Here is a 17,658-nt window from a genome sequence, read left to right as displayed (position 1 = left end):
AGCCAAGGTGTGCCGGTTCGACTCCGGCTCCGGGTACTTTTTGCCACAAAACGCCAGAAATGGAGCCTCAACGCAGTTATGCGGGCTTTGTTTCTGGCGTTTCTGCTTACAAAAATTTACAACTCGCTTACAAATCCCAAATGGGGGCTTCAGCTAAGATTCGGGTTCGCCCGCCGGCACGCGCCGATGGCACCACCCAGGTGCGAATGCAAGTCGTTCTCGATAGCGAAGTGGTGCCGGTTGCCCTCGGCATCACCTGGCCCGCGCTGCTCGTTGATGAGGACACCGGCACCTGCCTCACAAAGCTGCCAAAGGCCCAGCAGGGCCCGAGCTATGCGGAAGCCGTGGCTGCTGCCAAAAAAGTATTTGGTGCCGATTGGGAAAAACAGGCCGCCGACCACAACCTGATTATCGGTCAGGCGCTCGGCCGGGCAAACAAGGTTTTTCGGGATGCACGCATGGGCGAAGTCGCTCTCGACAAAGCCCGGTTCCTCACCGAATACAAAACAGGCGGCAGCAAAGTCGACTTTCTGGTATTTATGAGCGCCCGCATCAACGAACGGTTCGACCGCGGCGAAATCAATAAAAGCACATGGAAGAACCACCGCTCCACCTACAACAAGCTGGCCGATTTCCGGAAGAAAATCCCGTTTAACACGCTTACCCACCGCTTCGCCGATGAGTTTGAGGGCTGGCTCAAACGCAATGGGCACGGCGACGTGAACACCCGCTGGGGCCGGCACAGGGACGTGAAAACCTATTTGGCCTACGCCAAGCGCGACAAAATCCCGTTCGAAGACCCGTATGCGCACTTTCGGCCCAAACAGGGCGAAAGCAGCTGGAAGGCCCTGCAGCCAGACGAGTTTGATAAACTCGAAGCCTACTATAAGCTGTGCGCCCCGTGCCATCCCCACCGCCGCGTTCTACAGAAGTTTCTTTTTTCCTGCACCAGCTCGCTGCGCCTCGGTGATTTGAAAGCCATCGGCCAGGCCAAGCTCAATGACCGCCAGCTGCACATCAAAACGCACAAGGGCCGGGAGCAATACGGCAAAGAACTGCTGTTGCCCCTCACCCGAAAGGCGCTGCGCTACTTGCGCGAGGCGCAGCAGGAGAACGGCACCGAGGGCTTTTTCGATTACTCCGACCAGTACACCAACCGCCAATTGCAGGAAATGGCGGCCGTGCTCGGCATCCAGACGCACCTGCATAACCACGTGGGCCGCGAAACTTTTGCCACCAACTTCATCCGGTACGGTGGCAACGTGGCCGTGCTCCAGAAATTGATGGGGCATTCCAAGCTCAGCACCACGATGAAGTATGTGCACGTCGATGAAGCCATGAAGCAGGCTGAAATTGATAGAATGGATGCCTTAGATAATTAACGACAACCCATAAATTTAACTCTTATGCTACCCCTTACCATTACCCGGCTAACTTCTGATTCCCCGTTTACCCCAGCTGAATTGGTATTACAGGATATTGCTCATGAAAGGATTCCGGGCCATTTATACAAATATCGCGATACCGGAGAAAACACTAAAAAGATTTTCACGCAGAGCAAATTGTATTTTGCTAAACCTCATCAATTCAATGACCCATTCGACTGCCAACTAACAATAGACACAACCTGCACGAAAGCTGAGTTGATGCACTTCATCAAGCGTAATAACTCGCACTTTAGCCGCGCCGAAGGACGTAGAATGGTAGAAAAATACATGGACAACCCATCTCTATTGCGGACTGTTGTGAATGAAGCCGCACGTGAGTCTTTGGGGCGAACTGGAATCTGTTGTTTTGGCCCTAATAATCATAGTTTGTTGATGTGGGCGCATTACAGTGATTCTCACCGTGGCCTTTGCCTAAAATTTGATGTTGCGGCTGACCCCGATGCCTTTGTCTTTCCATTTAAGGTGAAATACAGAGACAATTATCCCCGTTTGAATCATATCCGAGCGCCAGAAGGTGCCAGTGTGAGGGAGATGGTAACGACCAAATCAAAAGACTGGGAATACGAAAACGAGTATCGCGTAATGAAATTTCAAGATGCAGGGCTACACTCCTTTAAAAAGGCTGCTCTGGTTGGTGTGACGTTCGGATGTAAAGCGTCAGACGCCTTTATTAAAGAAATTAAGACCTTAGCAGCTGACAACGGCTTTGAGCATCTGACTTTTGATAAAGCATATCCCAGCCAAGCTAAGTTTGCGGTAAGCATTAGGCCGATTTAAGGCAAAAAGCCCCGCTCCAATCATGGAGCGGGGCTTTTTTATGACATCATTTGTAAGTGACTTGTAAGCGAATTATAAGTCAGCTATAAATCACTAGGATAAAATAATCCAGCGGCTTTTGCCATACTTCACCTTGCGCAGGCCGGGTTTGGCAGGATAATAAACGGGACCACCCAGCGCCATCGGGCGCGGTCGAATGGTACGGGGCTGAGTGGCCTGCGCCATGGGCTGGGTGGAATCCGTTTGGGGTACCCGCTTAGCGGGTGTACTGGTGGTCGCGCCGGCCTTGTGCTGTGCGGTGTCCGGTGCGGTGGTAGTAGTGGGCTGGTTGGCACCCATCAGAGCGGCCATACCGGCAGCGAGTGCGAAAAACGTGCGCTTCATAACGAGGCTGTTGAAGTGGTTGGGGTGATTGAGTCCCCAAAACTCACTTCCGGCCCGCCTGAAGCGAAGGACAGAAAAAAGCCCCTACTGCACCTTGTATTTACCCACCACGCCCTTGCTCACGCCTAGCTCCAGCGCGATGGCCCGTTCACTGCGCCCCTCCTTGCTCAGCCGCTGAATTTCTTCAATCACATTCGGCGCCGCTGATTTGCGGCCGAGCACCGTGCCTTTGGCTTTGGTACGGGCCAGTCCGGCTTTAGTACGTTCGCTCAGCCGTACCCGCTCCTGCTTCGCCACCACGGCCAGAATGGAAATGACGGCATCCTTAAATATGCCCGTCGAGTCCAGATACTGTTCGGTGTAGGACTTGAAGCCCACGCCGTAGCTCTGCAGCAGGTTCAAATGTTGAAGGGTGGGCAGCACTCCCTCACGGCTGAAGCGGTCTAGGCTCCAGAACAACACCATGTCAAACTTGCGCTGGTGGGCATCGGCAAAGAGTTTCTGGAATTGGGAGCGGTTGGCGGTGCCGCCCGATTCCTGCTCGGCATACTCCTTATATATATGCCACCCCTGCACCTCGGCATACCGGCGCAAGTCCGGCAGCTGGTTATCGGTGGTCTGGCCTTTGTCCTTCGTTGATACGCGGGCGTATATGGCGACTCTCATGACCCAAACAACATTTATTGTGTCGGATTTTTAAACTTCTCTTCCAATTCGATAATCCTTTCTGCTTTGATGACAAACCCTAGGTTAATCATCACCCTTGACATAGACATGGGCATTTGCGCCGTTGGGACATCGACAATCCGTATTTCACCAGTTATATCTTGTTGAGGACCGGCATACAACAATCCCAGCAGCTTGGTACGGCTACCTATCGCCAAGGAGCCAGTTTTCATCGCATATGAGCCTACATTATGTATAAAAACGGGTGAACCGCTGGACCCAGGGAAACAGGCGGCATCAATGACGAATTCCTTCTTTCCACGGTAGTTTTTAGCGGGATGGGTGGCGGTTACTCCTCTTCTGAAAATAGGCTTATTGTTGACATCATCCCAAATTCCGTTCGGGTATCCTACCATAAGGATTTCTTCCATTGCGTCAAGGGATGCCTCTTCGCTTGCTTTTAATATGATACTTGAATCAAGGTAGGAAATGGCAAACAGATGACCCATGGACCTTAGTTGAGTAAGCAAGGCGCCTATCGGAAATGCACATAAGTCAACATCTGGGTCAGGATGGTTTATCCAGCGTTGCCCAAATGCGCTAACATCAAGGGGGAAATGCTGGTCGTCAAGGGCTTTACCATTTGCATCTGCTTTTGTCAGAACGAATCTTCCTTTAACAGCTCCATTTACAACATGTTTATTCGTTAAGATGACGGGAATGGCGGTTTTCTTTTCTGGATTCAGCAAGAAGTTGAAGAAAAATCCGGTGCCGTTACTAATCCCCCCGCTAGAATCAGTGCTTTCGATTCGGACAGTAGAATAAGCCAGTTTTTCTGTATTAGATAGTGGAGTTGGAGGTTGTGGGTTCATGGACCGTTTTATTATTCATTAAGGTGTACACTGTTGTTCAAAGCTACCAAAGACCGCCCAGAAAACGGGCCCTTTTTGGCGTAGTTTGCTAGGGCCGTTTTTGGGGCCGAGAAGGCCGTTTTTGCAGGTGGTTTTCGACACCCCTTATTGGATGCCAAAAGGTGCTTGAATTCCATTCAAAACCTGTAGCTTTGAGAACTGCCATTTACAACTTTCCACGATGCCCGAAATACTTTGTCCTCTATCCGGACTTGCCATTTCAGACCTTAACCGAAACTACGATTTTCAAAAAGGCTTATGGAGCTACCTACTCAGCGTGGATGGCTCCAGCTATTTTCAATATATCGTTGAACAAGATGCTTTCACTGGTCGATGGGATACTGACGAATGGTGGCGGCGCAATCAGCACTTGGTAGCCAGCGCCCTAAAAAATGGATTGCGGTTGTTTGAGCCGAAAGAAGAAATTACCCTTTCCTTGGTGCGGCAGCGGTTGATGTCCTCAACGGTGCCGCACACGCCCCAAATGAAACTGGATTGGCTGTTGAAGCACATCAATGACAAAGCTGAATCACCGGGGAACAAGGTTGAATTCGATGCTGGTAGTCATGGGAATACCATAAGACTCCAGAAGCAGGTTCAGGGCCTGTATATTAAGGATGTCACGGAATTTGAATTCTACTTAAGTAGTCTGAAAGCAAAGGGGCTAATTACGTTGCATCATTCTGGGACATACTTTTATGCCGGTCTGACCTTTGATGGTCTAATCTATCTGGGTTCACTCGAGAGAGAGGGTAGTAGTTCAAAGAATTGCTTTGTCGCCATGTCATTCGCCGATGACCGCAAAGAGGCCAGAGCAGCAATAGAGCGCGCTATCCAAACTGCGGGCTATGAGCCGGTCATGATTGATACTCGGCATATTGATAGCGACAAGACAATAAATGACCGCATTATCGCTGAAATTCGGGCTTGTAAGTTCTGTGTTTCTGACTTTACTGGTCAGCGCAATGGCATCTATTTTGAGGCTGGCTTTGCGCTGGGATTAGGTAAGCCCATTATATACGCTTGCGAAACCCAGGATTTTCTGGCCAATAGCCACTTCGACCTAAAGCCGTTCCAGCATATCCTGTACAATTCGGAACATGAGCTGGAAACGCAGCTTCAGGCCAAAATAGCGGCTTGGATACAATGAAAGTCGCCATTTACGCCCGCGTCTCCACCAAAGACAAGGGCCAGAGCACCGAGAACCAACTGCCCGACCTGCGCCGCTTCGCCGCCGCGCTCGGCTACTCTATTTATAAGGAGTATGTCGAGGAGGAATCGGGCGGTACCGGCAACCGCTCAGAGTTCAAGGCGCTGTTTGCCGATGCCCACCGCAAGAAGTTCGACCTGGTGCTGTTCTGGAGCCTCGACCGCTTCAGCCGCGAGGGAGCGCTGCCGACGCTCCAGTACCTGAACCAGCTCGAAAGCTGGGGCGTGGGCTACAAGTCACTCACCGAGCAGTACCTCGACTCGACCGGGCTGTTCAAGGATGCCATCATCTCGATACTGGCCACGCTGGCCAAGCAGGAGCGGGTGCGCCTGAGCGAGCGCACCAAGGCCGGCATGGCCCGCAAGGTGGCGCAGGGCGTGAAGATGGGGCCACCGAGCAAGAGCCCGGAGCAGATTGAGCAGGTGCGCCGGCTGAAGGGGGAGGGGATGAGCAACTATGCCATTGGGAAGGCGATGGGCATGTCGGCCAGTACCGTGGCGAAGTATGTGGCAGGTTGAATGTTGCTAATTTGAGGTGCCAGGCAAAGCGGGACAGCATTGTTATATCATCTCGTTAAGAAGTGCTTATGTTTGTCCCAAACATTCTACTTCTCTAATTATGTACCCGGTTCGTGTATTAAGCCTTGGCAAAGGGTGGGACTTGTTGACTAACAATAAGCCTGAAGAATGGGAAAGCATCAAGCAAGTATTGTCCATGATAACTGCTGACGTTATCATACAGCCTAGTGCTTTTTTAAAAGAAAATTCTGATGATCATGAAGGTTCTGAGCGTGAAGAAAGTCAATTATATGAGGGCTATTCGGAGGCAGAACCCGACAATGCTTTCTTCCTGAGATTTGTTTACGATAACATTTTTGGTAAAAAGGGTTGGGAAGAAAGCGACCTAAATAAAAAAGTGAAATCTACTATACATCTTGCTGGTGGGCAAACTAAAAACAAGGTGCTAGTTTATTGCCTGAGCAATCAATTTATTGCCGGTCAGTTAAATGAGATAATTTATGTCCTATCCCCAAGAGCTGTTGCACTGAATGAGGCTGAGGTAATTATAGTTATAGTGCCAGATGAAAGTGTTAAAAAGCTATTTAAAGTGTCCCGAGATGAAAATGGCCACATGGGCATAGGTAATCCATTTGTGGAAGATGATTGTCGAGCACGATTAGGGGAGTTATCTCCAATAAAAAACAGTGCCCCTATGGCCTTTATTTTTTGCTCTTTGCATGAAAACGAGTTGATTGTAGAGGAATTACCAATTGATAGTAACTCATCTGTGGACCGTGCTCTAGTATTTCCGCCAGAGTTCTATCAGGCTGGGGTAACAGTGCTCTCAAATTTTGGGAATATTTTGAAGCAGAAGTACCCAAATATTAACGCACGTGTGCGCATTGAGCAGGACGGAAATACGGTGCGGATGCACGTTTCATTACCCGATGGCGAAGTAAAGGTCGCGGAGGAAGTACTAGATAAGTACCTGAAGGTCGTGCAAGAGCAGGAGCCGCCTTCCGCGTTGCTGGACAACCCATTGCAGGTGGCGATGCTTGAGCAAAAGTTGGAAATGGTAAAGTTGGAGTTGCGTTCAAGTGCGAGCATGTATCAATTAGCGCTGCGAACGAACGATACCATGAGAGCCGACCATGAGCAGGTAGTGACCAACTTTCAGCGCATCATTGGCGAGCAGTCTGAACAACTTGACCGTCAGGACAAGCAGCTTGACAGGCAGGCAGGCCATATCGACTCCCTGATTGCCTTATCTGCCCAGCAGAATGCCGTGCATGGGCATGTTCAAATGGCCCAAATCGGCCACACCAGCACCCTGTTCAAAGACCTGCTCGGGGAGGCCCAGGGCAGCCGGGCAGCCGTCGAAGCTGTCCAGACCTTGCAGCGTCACCTTACTGCTAGCATTGCCGCTGTCGATGCAGAAGACCAGATAAGGGCGGCCCTCAGCACCATCAAGGAGGAGAAGCCCAGCTTGCTGAACCACTTAGCGGCCCAGTTGGAATCTGCCGGCTTTGGCGCGCTGGGCGGGGTGGCGCTGGAGTGGCTGGGGAAGCATACCTTGTAGCGGCATGCTGCTAACTGGGGCCTCTCGTGTACCATGTAAACGAGTAGAGGTTCAAATTCATGTACTACCGGCGTGCCGGTGGCGATGATGCATATATGTTTGATTCCAAAATCAATATTTAACCACCAATCCTAAAAAAGATGAAGTTCATAGAAAATGCTAAGGGATTAGCTCAAAACCCATTAGGTATAATTGCACTATTTGTTTCCTTAATATACGGGATTGCTTGCTTAGTATTAAGCATAAGTATCTCAAAATTAGAGGGGGCATCAGAGAGACTTCCGCTAATTTGGTTTATTATCGGATTTCCGATGATAATATTAATAGCTTTCGTCTTTCTTGTGACTTTTCACCATGAAAAACTTTATTCGCCTAGTGATTATGGTAATCCTGATTCTTTCTTAAAAACATTAAAAGGGGCAGAAAAATTTGACCCTATTCAAATTGATGTTGCAAAGGTTGAAGAAGTTGGAGTTGAGGATAAAAATGTTCTTAACAGATTGATTGTCAAGGCTGAGGGGGTCAATCTCAATAAAGGGCCTTTTTCAGATGAAACAAAAGAGAATGTACGTATGGCTAATGATTTCTTCAAGAGTTTTATGAAATCTATAGATGCAATGTCTTATAGGCCACTTTTTGAAGAATTGACATTTGGTGCACAGGCTCCAGAATATTTCTATCTAAGATGTTCCTTTAAAAAAGAGCACCTTAATCGGAAGAATGTGTCTCCGGAAGAACAAATAATCATACGTGTCACTCGGGACGATACCGGGAGCCTGAATATGATTGGTATTGGAAAAGATATCATAGAAAAAAGCCCCATTGACTTCGCAAATAAAGTGGTTGACTACATTGATAAATTTGCTAAAAGAGTGTTGAAATCAGATTTAATCAATAAAGACTAGATTTTTCCCTTGTGTAATTACAGGATTTTCCTGTTACTAAATTCTTAATTCCTCCTAAAAGCTAATACCCACAAAAAAGCCCCGCGTCCTCTCCGGCGCGGGGCTTTATATTTCCAAGGATATCAGTGCTTACTTCGCAGCCATGAAGAGACTCTTAACCCTCCTGCTAACTCTGGCAGCCCTTGCTGGTCATGCCCAACCCGCACCCCCTGCTCAGCAGACGGTCCCACCAAGACCTGCTGTCGCTCCAAAAGCGGCTCCAGCCTCTGCGGTGGTGAAGAGCCAACCCAACCAGCCAATCTATTTGACCCTTGCCTCTGAGGCTAAGCCCCAGCAGTCAACGGGCACCAACTATACATTATTCGCAGCAATCATTGCTGCTTTGGCTTCTCTTACCTCTGCTTATATCGCTCTTAAATCAAAGGACAAAGACTTTAAGAACGACTATTATAAAAAGATGATAGATAAGAGATTGTCTGCATACGACGATATCGAGTCCATACTTAATAATTTAAGCCATGTAGTCAATGTCGAAAAACTTGTCAATAAAAAACCGGAGAGCGTGGGAGCAATTTTTAAGTTTTTCGAAAGTGATGAATCATTTCATGCCTTTATGAATAAGCTGCAATCAGTCATTCATAAAGGCTTTTGGCTTAGTACAGGATGTAAAAACGAAATTATCGATTTTTATAATAAACTTTCTGAGATAGGAAAAGAACTGAAAGTGTACGAAAATCAAAACTTTAATAGAGATGAGCTCATAAATGCTGGTTTGAAATATTATAATAGCATAGATAAAGTTAGGATAAGAGTTTATCTATTAATGGTTGAGGAAATAATTGAGATTCAGAACGTAGAGAAGTTCTTCAAAGGGCTTTATCCAGATGTCAAGAAGTTGACAGCACTGAAAAAGCGAGCCGGGCTTATAGAGTAATAGGTCGGTACAATTAGAGGTAAGGTTATTCACAACTTCTCGTAGTAATACAAAAAAGCCCCGCGTCCTCTCCGGCGCGGGGCTTCGTGCTTCATATGATACCAGTTCTACTCGATACCAAGCCGGCGAGCCTCATCAGATACTAGCATACGGACGAGTGCGGACGAGCTAAGAGCACGAGCCTTCGCAACTTTTTCCAGCAAAGCTTTCTCAGCTTCGTTGGCCTTAATATTCAATTGCAGTTCTCGCACGGGCTTAGGCGTTTTCATGCTGCAAAAGTATATACAAAAGGTAGACAGTTGTGTACCGTGTACTAGATTCGTATTCACAACGTATATACCTTTGCTCAGTTCCAAGTGGAACGCCCAAATCCTAGTAAGCAAAAAGAGGCCACCCCCTGGCAGGGGTGACCTCCGATATAGCACCTGTTAGCGCAGGTACTACGATTGGGTTCGTGAAAACCTTACCCCAAAATTACATGAAAACTCATGTAACGCCGGGAACAGCCGCCGCTGTTCTCGCGGCCCGCGTGTGCGGGCTCCGGGCGGACCTGCTGGCCGCCCTCGTACACAACCCCCTGTTCACGCCCGACGAGCAGCTGGTGGGCAACCATTCGGCCTACGAATGCGAGTGCCCCGAGCGCCTAGCCCTTTGGCTGCGCAACGTGCAGCACGAAGCCGCCCGCCGCGAGCGCCTCCAGGCCGCGCAGGCCCACGACCTGGCCCGGCTCCTGAAACACCCCCAACTCGACCAGCAGTGCGCGGCCGCTCTGCCGCTGCTCTTCGCGCGGGCCACCACCGAGGCCAAGCGCGCGCAGGTGCTGGGCCAGGTGTGGCTCATGGTGCTGGAGCGCGCCGGACGCATCGGCTATCACGGCGAAATCCTGAACTAATGAAGGCGGGTGCTTTTCGCTACGTCGGCCCCATCGCGGGGCTGCGGGCTGCTTTGCGCGTCTTTTTCGCGCAAGCGTAACCATTCCTCCTGCTTTTTCCCTGCCATATTGCATCATGATTGCACCTGCCCCCGGTTTTGCCCCCGCTTCTGCCCCCGCTCGGGAGGGCTGCCTGCGCTACGTCGGTGCCCTGGGCGTGCTCAGCGCGGCCGCGCTCGACGAGCTGCGCCGGCAGCTGCTCATCACCAGCCCCCGCGCCGTAGCCGATGCCTACTGGGAGGCGTACTGGGCCGACGAGGCCCGCCACCCACTGCCCGCCCGCGAAGAACTCTGCTACACGCTGGAGCGTCTGGCCGAAGAGCCCGGCTACTTCGCCGGGCTGGAGGACTAGGGGCTTTTTCGGATTTATCTCATCATGCACAAAAAAGCCCGGCCTAGCGGTCGGGCTTTTTTTGCCTAGGTAGGAATGTCATACTTCACGGTTTCATTCCTTATGTCTTGCATAATCTCGCCCAAAAGCTCTCTTAACATCCTATTCAATGACAAATACTGAGGTAATGCTTCTTTGAGAATATCGTCGTTTGCATTCGCAGAACCTGTCCCATCTGCCTTTGTCTTTGTAGCAATCATACCGGCTAAAATTCTCAGTACTAGGTTATGCTGTGTGATAATATTTTCTAGCCTATCATTGGTGCTATCGTTATTATAATAAAAATAAGAGTGATTCTTCTCGTTGTAAAGAGAAAGAGCTAAAAGATTTTCTGCCTGAATACTAATATCGATTCCGCCATATTCGAATACGACATTCGGCTTATCTGAATTCACGAAAGCTAAGTATGAATTGAATAAATCCAATTGTTGGATGAATTGCGTGTAACGACCAATGATTGCCTCTCCAGCATCAAGCTTGCGGCTGATATAAATCTTCCGTAGCTCTTGCTTTCGGTCTTCGAACTTTTCTTTAACATCGATACTCTTTGATTTTAAATTGCCCCAAGTAGAAATTAGCACAACTGCTACCGACCCTAAGAGCGACACAATGGGAATAATCAGATTGGATAGTTGAGGGTTCATGGGTTAAGCTCAATTCTTGTGCAGAAGGTAGTGAAAGCATCGTTTATAAGGTGCAATATTGTTCAATATAAATAGAGGTCACCGCTTCTCATTCAGTCCTTATCCTGCTCATCCAGCCTGTTAATGGCGTCCCGCTTCATATCGTTGTCCACGTGCACATACTTCATGGTCGTGGTGATTTTGGTGTGGCCCATGAGCTTCTGCAATACCTCCACCTTGCCGCCGCGCCGGATGAACTCGGTGGCGAAGGTTTCGCGCCCGACATGGTTGTGGATGCGCGACTCGATGCCGAGCTGCTGGCCGATGGCCGTGAGCGCCCGGTTGGTGTACTGGTCGGCGTAGTTGTAGAAGCCGGGCAACTCTTCCTCCGTCTGGGCCTGCTCCAGGTAGCGCAGGGCCTTGCGCGTGAGCGGCAGCATCGTTTCGGCCAGCGTCTTGCTATAGGTCTTCTGGGCCTTGAATGTCATTTCCCGGTTCTCGATGGCCGCGTTCTCGATGTTCTTCAAGTCGCCCAGCCGCAGCGAGGAAAAGCAACTGAAGAGAAACCGGGCCAGCACGCGCCGGTGCACCGTGCGGGGCGCGCACATCTTATAATACGCCTCCAGGTCTGACAGTTCGGCCGTGCGCAGCGGCCGCCACTGGCCGGCTACATCCTTATTTTTGAAGTCGGCGTAGGGGTCTTCGAACTTCATGCGGTCTTTTTTGGCCAGGGCCAGGTAGGTTTTCACGTCCTTGTGCCGGCCCCAGCGCGTGTTCAGCCCGCGCACGTGCTTCTTTAGGTAAGCGTCAAAGTCATCGGCAAATTCCGGGGTAAGGGTATTAAAGGGAATGTAGGGCCGGAAGGCCAGCAGCGCGTTGTAGGTACTGAAGTGGTTCTTCTTCGTGGTCTGGGTAATCTTGCCCTTGCGGTAGCGCTCGGTGATTTTGGCTTTGAAGTAAGTCAGGAAGTCGTCTTTGCTGCCGGCCGTGCTGAAGTCTTGCTTGAAGCGCTCGAGCGTGAGCACCTGCTGGCTCAGCCGCCAGCTCACGAATACCTCGTTGGCCTTGGCCAGTGCCTGGCCGATGAGCAGGTTGTAGTCCTGGGCCCGCTTGGCCAGCAGCGGCAGCGTGCCGCCGGCGTCGGCCGTGGCTTGCTCCAGCACCGCCTTGTAGTCCGGCCCGCGCTGAGCAGGGGGAAGGCTCGTCAGGCAGCGGCCCAACTCCTCGTCGAAGAGCTGGGGTGGCCAGCCAAGTTTCAGACTGTGAGGCCATATCGTCTTGCCGATGATAACCTGGAGCAGCACCGGGCAGGTGCCGTCGGCCCGAACGGGCTTGCGGAGTTTGATTTTAGCAGAGAAATTCATTTGCTAAATGGTTGCTAAACGCTCATATGCAGAAAGCCGAAAACCGGCCCCGCTCAGGTGAGAGCAGGGCCGGTTTTCGGCTGATTAAAGGCGGTTTTCAGTAAAGAGAACCGTAAAAAGTACCCGGAGCCGGAGTCGAACCGGCACACCTTGCGGTATTGGTGTTTGAGACCAACGCGTCTACCGGTTCCGCCATCCGGGCAGGATGAACTTTTTAGAACAAATCCGCTCTGCCGGTATCAGGAGCGGGCTGCAAAGGTAGCAACTTGCTGCTGGATGCGCAACAGATACCGCTTTTTTAGGTAGTAGGTGCGGATTTGCTGGAGCGCGGCCGGGCGGTGGTCGGCGGGGAGCTGCTCATAGCCAGCGAGAACCGGCTCGATGCCCGCGTCGAGGGTATCGGTCAGGGCGGTAACTTCGGCGGCCACTTTGGCGATGCCGGCCGGGTCAGCGTCCATTTCCAGCTCCATCAATTCCTCGTTCAGGTCCATCATGTCCATCAGGAAATCGGGCGGAAGCTGCTCCTGCTTGCCTTCTTCGAGCAGGCCATTTTGGCGCAGCAGGTAGGCCATGCGCTGGTCGGGGTCGGCGAGGGTGCGGTAGGCGTCGGTGTTGAGGGTGGCCTGGCGCAGCATCTCGGCCTGGTTTTCGGGCGAGGTGGTGGCGTGGAAATCGGGGTGGGTTTCGCGGCTTTTGGCGTAGTAGAGTCGCTTGAGGGCCGCTTCATCGGGCCGGAAGGATTGGGGCAGGCCGTAGAAGGCGAAGTAATCGGGAGACATATTATAAAGCGAGTTTATTTAGGAAGCTAATACGGTTACAACACCGGATTCACCGAAAAAGCCACGGGTGGTGCGGCAAATAGCCGCTTGGTGGCCGGCCATACCTCGCCAAACAGCGCGGATTTGCGGTAGGCGTTGAGGGCGGCCGCATCGTCCCAATGGCTGTGGGTGCAGTAGATGGCGGGGTTGTCGGCATCCTGCCAAAGCTCCAGAAAGCGGCAGCCGGGCTGCTGCCGAATTCGGTGTTCGGTGGCGCGGAAAAGGGCAAGAAAGGCCGGCACCTGCGTCGGCTCAAAACTCATGCGAACAATACGAATCAGCATTCGGGAAGTGGGAATTGAAGCGGCAAAAGTAAAAAGCCCCGGCTCCGCAACGGGAGCCGGGGCTTATGAGCCTTGAATTTGCCGGGATGATGTAGAGACGCGACACTTCGCGTCTCCGCGTTTCACAACTTGCCTTGACCAATTATTGAGATGGCCCGGCTGCCGAGACGCGAAGTGTCGCGTCTCTACATCGTTCTACTCCCGCACCACGCGCAGGCGCTGAGGCAGACCGTCGGGGCCAACCAGCGTCACCACGTACACGCCCGGCGCGGCCTGACGCAGGAATGAGTTAAGCTGCTCTGCCAGCGCCGCGCGCGGGGCCGGCGCGGGGGCCAGCAGCGTGCGGCCCAGCACCGAGCTCAAGGTGAGGTGCAGGGGCGCGTCATCGGCCAGGGCGGGGCCGCCAATCAGCTGCACTGCGTCGCCGTGGCTGGGGTTTGGCAGCACCACGTAGGGGCTAGCGGTGGCGGGCACGTAGGCCACGGGGCTGTAATTCGTGCTGCCGTCGAGGTCACGCTGGCGCAGGCGGTAATAGGCGGCGGTGGGCGCGTTGAGGTCGTCGTAGGTGTAGGCGGTGGGCTGGCTGCCGCCCCGGGCCGGCACGGTGGTCAGGCGGCGGAACTGCAGGCCGTCGGCCGATTTCTCGATGTCGAAGCCGGCGTTGTTTTTCTCCAAAGCCGTGGCCCAGTCCAGGCGCACGGTGCTGGCGCTGGTGCGGCGGCCTTCGAAGCGGGTGAGCGTGACCGGGAGTGGCGTAGTAGAATTGCCGAGGGCAAATTTCGAAAAGGAGTTGATGCCCGCGTAGGTGGCCACGAACGGGCCGCTGCCGGTGACGGTGGCGCGGCCCAACTCGGTCCAGGCTTCACCCGCGCCGCCGTGGTTGCGGTACATGCTGGCCTGGCTGGGCACGAAGCTGGCGTTCTGGTCGGCGGCGTTGTACTGGAGGCTCATGTTTACCACCGGGCCGGTGGCCAAGGCGGGCGTCACCTCCCAGGTGCGGTTCACGAACTCGGCGGTGCGGGCGTAAGGCGTGCCGCTGGTGCCGTTGGTGAGCAAGCCGCTAAAGGTGCGCACCTGGAACGTGGTGCTGACGCCGCTGTTCGTCAGCGTGAGCGGCGTAAACGAAGCTGCCGTGCCCACCGGAAAGGCCACGGCCGAGCCATCGCCCGGCACGGGCCGCACCACGAAGCCGCCCGTCACGGCCACGTCGGGCGTAATGACGTAGCGGCTGGCATCGGCCCCGGTCACGGTAGCTGTGCTACCCAATGTCAGGTTCTGGTTATCAATAGCCAGATGCCCAGCCGTGAAAGCCAGCGCGCCGCTCACGCTCACGGGGCTGAGCAGGCGGGCGTTGGCGGAGTTGTTAATGATTAGGTTATTCAGGGCCAATGCCGTGCTGCTGCCGGTGCTCAGGGTCTGCTCGGTGCTGCCGTTCAGCTCCAGCGTACCAAAGCCGGTTATTGGGCCGGCGGCCACCACGTTGCCGCTCACGCGTAGGGTGGTGCCAGCGGCCAACGTCAGGCTGGCGCCGCTTTCCACGGTGAGGCTGTGGGCAGCCAGGGTGCCGGCGGGCAGAGTGGGGGCGAAGCTGGTGCCGGCCGGTACCAGCACGTCGGTGCTGGCGGTGGGCGTCACGCCGGCTTCCCAGTTGCGGCAGTCGGTGGCATCGGCCGAGGCGTCGTTGCTGGTCCAGATGGCCACCTGGTTGGTGGGGGCGGGGGCCGTGAGGGTGTTCACGGTGGCTGGGGCTGTGTAGCTCACTTTCACGAAGCAGCGCTGGCCGGCCACGGTGGCGGTGGCGTTGCGCACTTTCAGGGCCAGCCAGCCGGTGGTGCTCGGCGTGTAGGTGCCGGTGGCGACAGTGGTGCCGCTGGCGCTGCTCAGCAGCAGGCCGCGCAGGTTATACACCCCGATGGTGAGGCTGCGGGTGTTGCCGCCGGCTTCGGGATAGAGGTTGTAGCTCACGGGCTGGCCGGCCTGAGTATAAATTTTGCCCACCAGCCGGGTGTTGGTCGAGTTCGAGGGGAGTGCGCCGCCCTGGCCCAGACCGCTGCAGTTCAGGTCGCCGAGGTCGTCGGCCATTTCCCATTCCTGGGTGGTTTCGGTGGCGCGGGGTGGGGTGTAGGTCGAATTGTCCTGGCCCACGGGAGCCCACACCGAATAGCCCCGGCGGCCCAGCAGGGCGCTGCCGTTGCAGGGGGGCGTGTTGATGCGCACGCGCTGGTCGGCCGGCACGGTGTAGGTGTAATTGCCATTCGCGCCCGAATAGTCCTTGAGCACAGTGCCGGGCGCAAAGTCCGAATCCACGTAGTTTTCCTGCCAGTTGTCGTAGCTGTCGTTGATGCCGATGATGGCCTTAGTGCTGCGCTCGATGATGAGATAGTCCTGCGCCTGGTAGCGCACCTTATACGAGCCGTCCTTGAAGCCCAAGTGCTGGTGGCACCACAGCAGGTTCACGAGGTCGGAGCGGGTGGGCAGGTCGGTGGTGGAGGTGGGCACGTGGGCGTAGCGCTTGCCCGTGCTGCCCAGGTTGAACAGGTCTTCGATGAAGATGTGCGGGTTGCCGTCCACCGCAAAGGCAATGGCGTAGGCCGCCGAGAGGCGCGCGTCGAACGGGTCGATGTGGGCCGCCAGCTCGTCGCCCGAGTTCCAACCGGTGTAGTTGCCGGTGGCGCTGAGCTGGGGCCGGAACGTGTCGTGGTTGTTCACGAAGGGCGCGGTGCGGTGCACGTAAGTGTTCGAGCCGGCGTAGTAGGCCACGCGCTGGTCCTGCTGCTGACTCGGAATCTGCCCCAAATCATAGTTGCCACCGCCGCTCACCATGCCGTAAATAGCGCCGCGCAAGCCAAAATCGAAGGTGCCCATCAGGAAGTCGTTGCCGCCGTTCTGGCCCTTCACGCTGGTCACGTAGCTGTCGAGGTCGCCCTTGCCGCCCACGTATTCGCCCACGTTGAGCATGCCCTCGCCGCCGTTGGCCCAGCCGGCGTTGTACTTCAGGTTGAAACTCAGGTCCTGCTGGGCGTTGTAGCTGAAGTGCTTCACCGCGTCCCAGCGGAAGCCGTCCACGCCGGTTTGCTTCTTCATCCACACTATCCAGTTGCGGGCCTGGGTCTGGCTGTAGCCGGCGCTCTGAACCGGATTGAACGCGCCTGGGTAAAGTGCTAAGTAATTGGGGCTGAGCTGACCGTAGCCGTCGTTGCCGCCATCGTTGCCGTAGCAGAAATCGGGGCCGAAGTACGGGGCGGCCTGGTCGCCGCTGGTGCTCTGGTGGCCCAGTTGCGGGTGGAAGTTGGCGTAGTTGCGGGGCCAGCGGCCCTGACGGGCAGCGTAGGCCGCGCCGTTGTCGCCGGCCTCGGGCAAGGGCGTGGCGAAGGAGCTGTAGCGGAAAGTTTTGTAGCCGTTGTTGCTGGCCAGCGAGAAGTTAGGCTCGGGGTCTTGGCCACCGTCGCCGTTGGGGCCGCCGGCCCCGTCGGTGTGGTTCAGCACCACGTCCTGAATCACTTCGATGCCATTGGCGTGCAGCACGGCTACCAGGCGCAGAAACTCGTCTTTTGAGCCGAAGCGGGTGCGCACGTCGCCCTTCTGGTATTTGTCGCCGAGGTCGTAGGGGTCGAAGGGCGAGTAGCCCACGTCGTTGGTGGCATTCTTGTTTTTGGGCGTGGGCGGCAGCCACACCGCGTCGATGCCCATTTCCTTCAGGCGCGGGGCCAGCTCGGTCAGGTAATCAGCCCACTTAAAGCGGTACGTGTCGTTGTAATAATCCCACCAAAAGGACTGGAGCACAACCTTTTTGATGGTGGTTTGGGCCTGGGCCGGGTAGCCGCCCAGCTGGGCCAGCAGCCACAGCGCCAGCAAAGCGTAACGTTTTCTCATTGAGGAATCAGTACCGGGAATTGTTGAGCGGGAATCAAGACAGCGAATTTACGCCAGCCT

At 54.2% G+C, this 17,658-nt stretch carries 17 protein-coding genes and 1 tRNA gene; 9 read left to right on the top strand and 9 right to left on the bottom strand.

Going from position 1 to position 17,658, the window contains the following annotated elements; genetic code table 11:
- Positions 1-140: 140 nt before the first annotated feature.
- Positions 141-1,382, top strand: coding sequence for a tyrosine-type recombinase/integrase (locus I7X13_RS17565; protein ID WP_198076475.1), 1,242 nt, complete (start codon positions 141-143; stop codon positions 1,380-1,382).
- A 24-nt stretch (positions 1,383-1,406) separates the two neighbouring features.
- Complete coding sequence (locus I7X13_RS17560; RefSeq protein WP_198076474.1) at positions 1,407-2,225, top strand: DUF2971 domain-containing protein; 819 nt, start codon at positions 1,407-1,409, stop codon at positions 2,223-2,225.
- Positions 2,226-2,318: 93 nt separating this feature from the next.
- Here the strand turns inward: I7X13_RS17560 and I7X13_RS17555 are convergent, their stop codons facing one another.
- The 3 genes from I7X13_RS17555 to I7X13_RS17545 all read right to left on the bottom strand — a co-directional run bounded on the left by I7X13_RS17555 (position 2,319) and on the right by I7X13_RS17545 (position 4,147).
- The gene (locus tag I7X13_RS17555; RefSeq protein ID WP_198076473.1) at positions 2,319-2,609 is read right to left on the bottom strand and encodes a hypothetical protein; all 291 of its coding nucleotides are present in this window, start codon (positions 2,607-2,609) and stop codon (positions 2,319-2,321) included.
- An 84-nt stretch (positions 2,610-2,693) separates the two neighbouring features.
- Positions 2,694-3,275 (bottom strand): recombinase family protein, encoded by a 582-nt coding sequence (locus tag I7X13_RS17550; protein WP_198076472.1) that lies wholly within the window; start codon positions 3,273-3,275, stop codon positions 2,694-2,696.
- 14 nt (positions 3,276-3,289) lie between these two features.
- The gene (locus I7X13_RS17545; RefSeq protein ID WP_198076471.1) at positions 3,290-4,147 is read right to left on the bottom strand and encodes a S1 family peptidase; all 858 of its coding nucleotides are present in this window, start codon (positions 4,145-4,147) and stop codon (positions 3,290-3,292) included.
- 220 nt (positions 4,148-4,367) lie between these two features.
- Between I7X13_RS17545 and I7X13_RS17540 the strand changes: the two genes are divergently transcribed.
- From I7X13_RS17540 to I7X13_RS17510, 7 genes are all read left to right on the top strand, one after another.
- The gene (locus tag I7X13_RS17540) at positions 4,368-5,336 is read left to right on the top strand and encodes a TIR domain-containing protein (RefSeq protein ID WP_198076470.1); all 969 of its coding nucleotides are present in this window, start codon (positions 4,368-4,370) and stop codon (positions 5,334-5,336) included.
- Positions 5,333-5,914, top strand: coding sequence for a recombinase family protein (locus I7X13_RS17535; protein WP_198076469.1), 582 nt, complete (start codon positions 5,333-5,335; stop codon positions 5,912-5,914). The genes I7X13_RS17540 and I7X13_RS17535 overlap by 4 nt, the downstream gene beginning before the upstream one ends.
- 100 nt (positions 5,915-6,014) lie before the next feature.
- Positions 6,015-7,475, top strand: coding sequence for a hypothetical protein (locus I7X13_RS17530; RefSeq protein WP_198076468.1), 1,461 nt, complete (start codon positions 6,015-6,017; stop codon positions 7,473-7,475).
- 140 nt (positions 7,476-7,615) lie between these two features.
- Positions 7,616-8,380 (top strand): hypothetical protein, encoded by a 765-nt coding sequence (locus tag I7X13_RS17525; RefSeq protein ID WP_198076467.1) that lies wholly within the window; start codon positions 7,616-7,618, stop codon positions 8,378-8,380.
- A 142-nt stretch (positions 8,381-8,522) separates the two neighbouring features.
- Complete coding sequence (locus I7X13_RS17520) at positions 8,523-9,314, top strand: hypothetical protein (RefSeq protein ID WP_198076466.1); 792 nt, start codon at positions 8,523-8,525, stop codon at positions 9,312-9,314.
- Positions 9,315-9,792: 478 nt separating this feature from the next.
- A complete protein-coding gene (locus I7X13_RS17515) occupies positions 9,793-10,206 on the top strand; it encodes a hypothetical protein (protein ID WP_198076465.1) in 414 nt (137 codons plus the stop codon).
- Positions 10,207-10,321: 115 nt separating this feature from the next.
- Positions 10,322-10,597 (top strand): hypothetical protein, encoded by a 276-nt coding sequence (locus I7X13_RS17510; RefSeq protein ID WP_198076464.1) that lies wholly within the window; start codon positions 10,322-10,324, stop codon positions 10,595-10,597.
- 65 nt (positions 10,598-10,662) lie between these two features.
- Here the strand turns inward: I7X13_RS17510 and I7X13_RS17505 are convergent, their stop codons facing one another.
- The 6 genes from I7X13_RS17505 to I7X13_RS21790 all read right to left on the bottom strand — a co-directional run bounded on the left by I7X13_RS17505 (position 10,663) and on the right by I7X13_RS21790 (position 17,598).
- Positions 10,663-11,280, bottom strand: a complete 618-nt coding sequence (locus I7X13_RS17505; protein WP_198076463.1) for a hypothetical protein — start codon at positions 11,278-11,280, stop codon at positions 10,663-10,665.
- Between the two features lie 92 nt (positions 11,281-11,372).
- A complete protein-coding gene (locus I7X13_RS17500) occupies positions 11,373-12,623 on the bottom strand; it encodes a tyrosine-type recombinase/integrase (protein WP_198076462.1) in 1,251 nt (416 codons plus the stop codon).
- Positions 12,624-12,743: 120 nt separating this feature from the next.
- Positions 12,744-12,825 (bottom strand) — tRNA-Leu (locus tag I7X13_RS17495).
- A 37-nt stretch (positions 12,826-12,862) separates the two neighbouring features.
- Positions 12,863-13,402, bottom strand: coding sequence for an iron-sulfur cluster co-chaperone HscB C-terminal domain-containing protein (locus I7X13_RS17490; RefSeq protein WP_198076461.1), 540 nt, complete (start codon positions 13,400-13,402; stop codon positions 12,863-12,865).
- 35 nt (positions 13,403-13,437) lie between these two features.
- Positions 13,438-13,725, bottom strand: a complete 288-nt coding sequence (locus tag I7X13_RS17485; RefSeq protein ID WP_198076460.1) for a putative quinol monooxygenase — start codon at positions 13,723-13,725, stop codon at positions 13,438-13,440.
- A gap of 195 nt (positions 13,726-13,920) precedes the next feature.
- Complete coding sequence (locus I7X13_RS21790) at positions 13,921-17,598, bottom strand: alpha-amylase domain-containing protein (protein ID WP_198076459.1); 3,678 nt, start codon at positions 17,596-17,598, stop codon at positions 13,921-13,923.
- Positions 17,599-17,658 lie beyond the last annotated feature (60 nt).

Source organism: Hymenobacter negativus, assembly GCF_016056375.1.
GTDB lineage: Bacteria > Bacteroidota > Bacteroidia > Cytophagales > Hymenobacteraceae > Hymenobacter > Hymenobacter negativus_A.
This window is presented reverse-complemented; position numbering and strand designations above follow the sequence as displayed.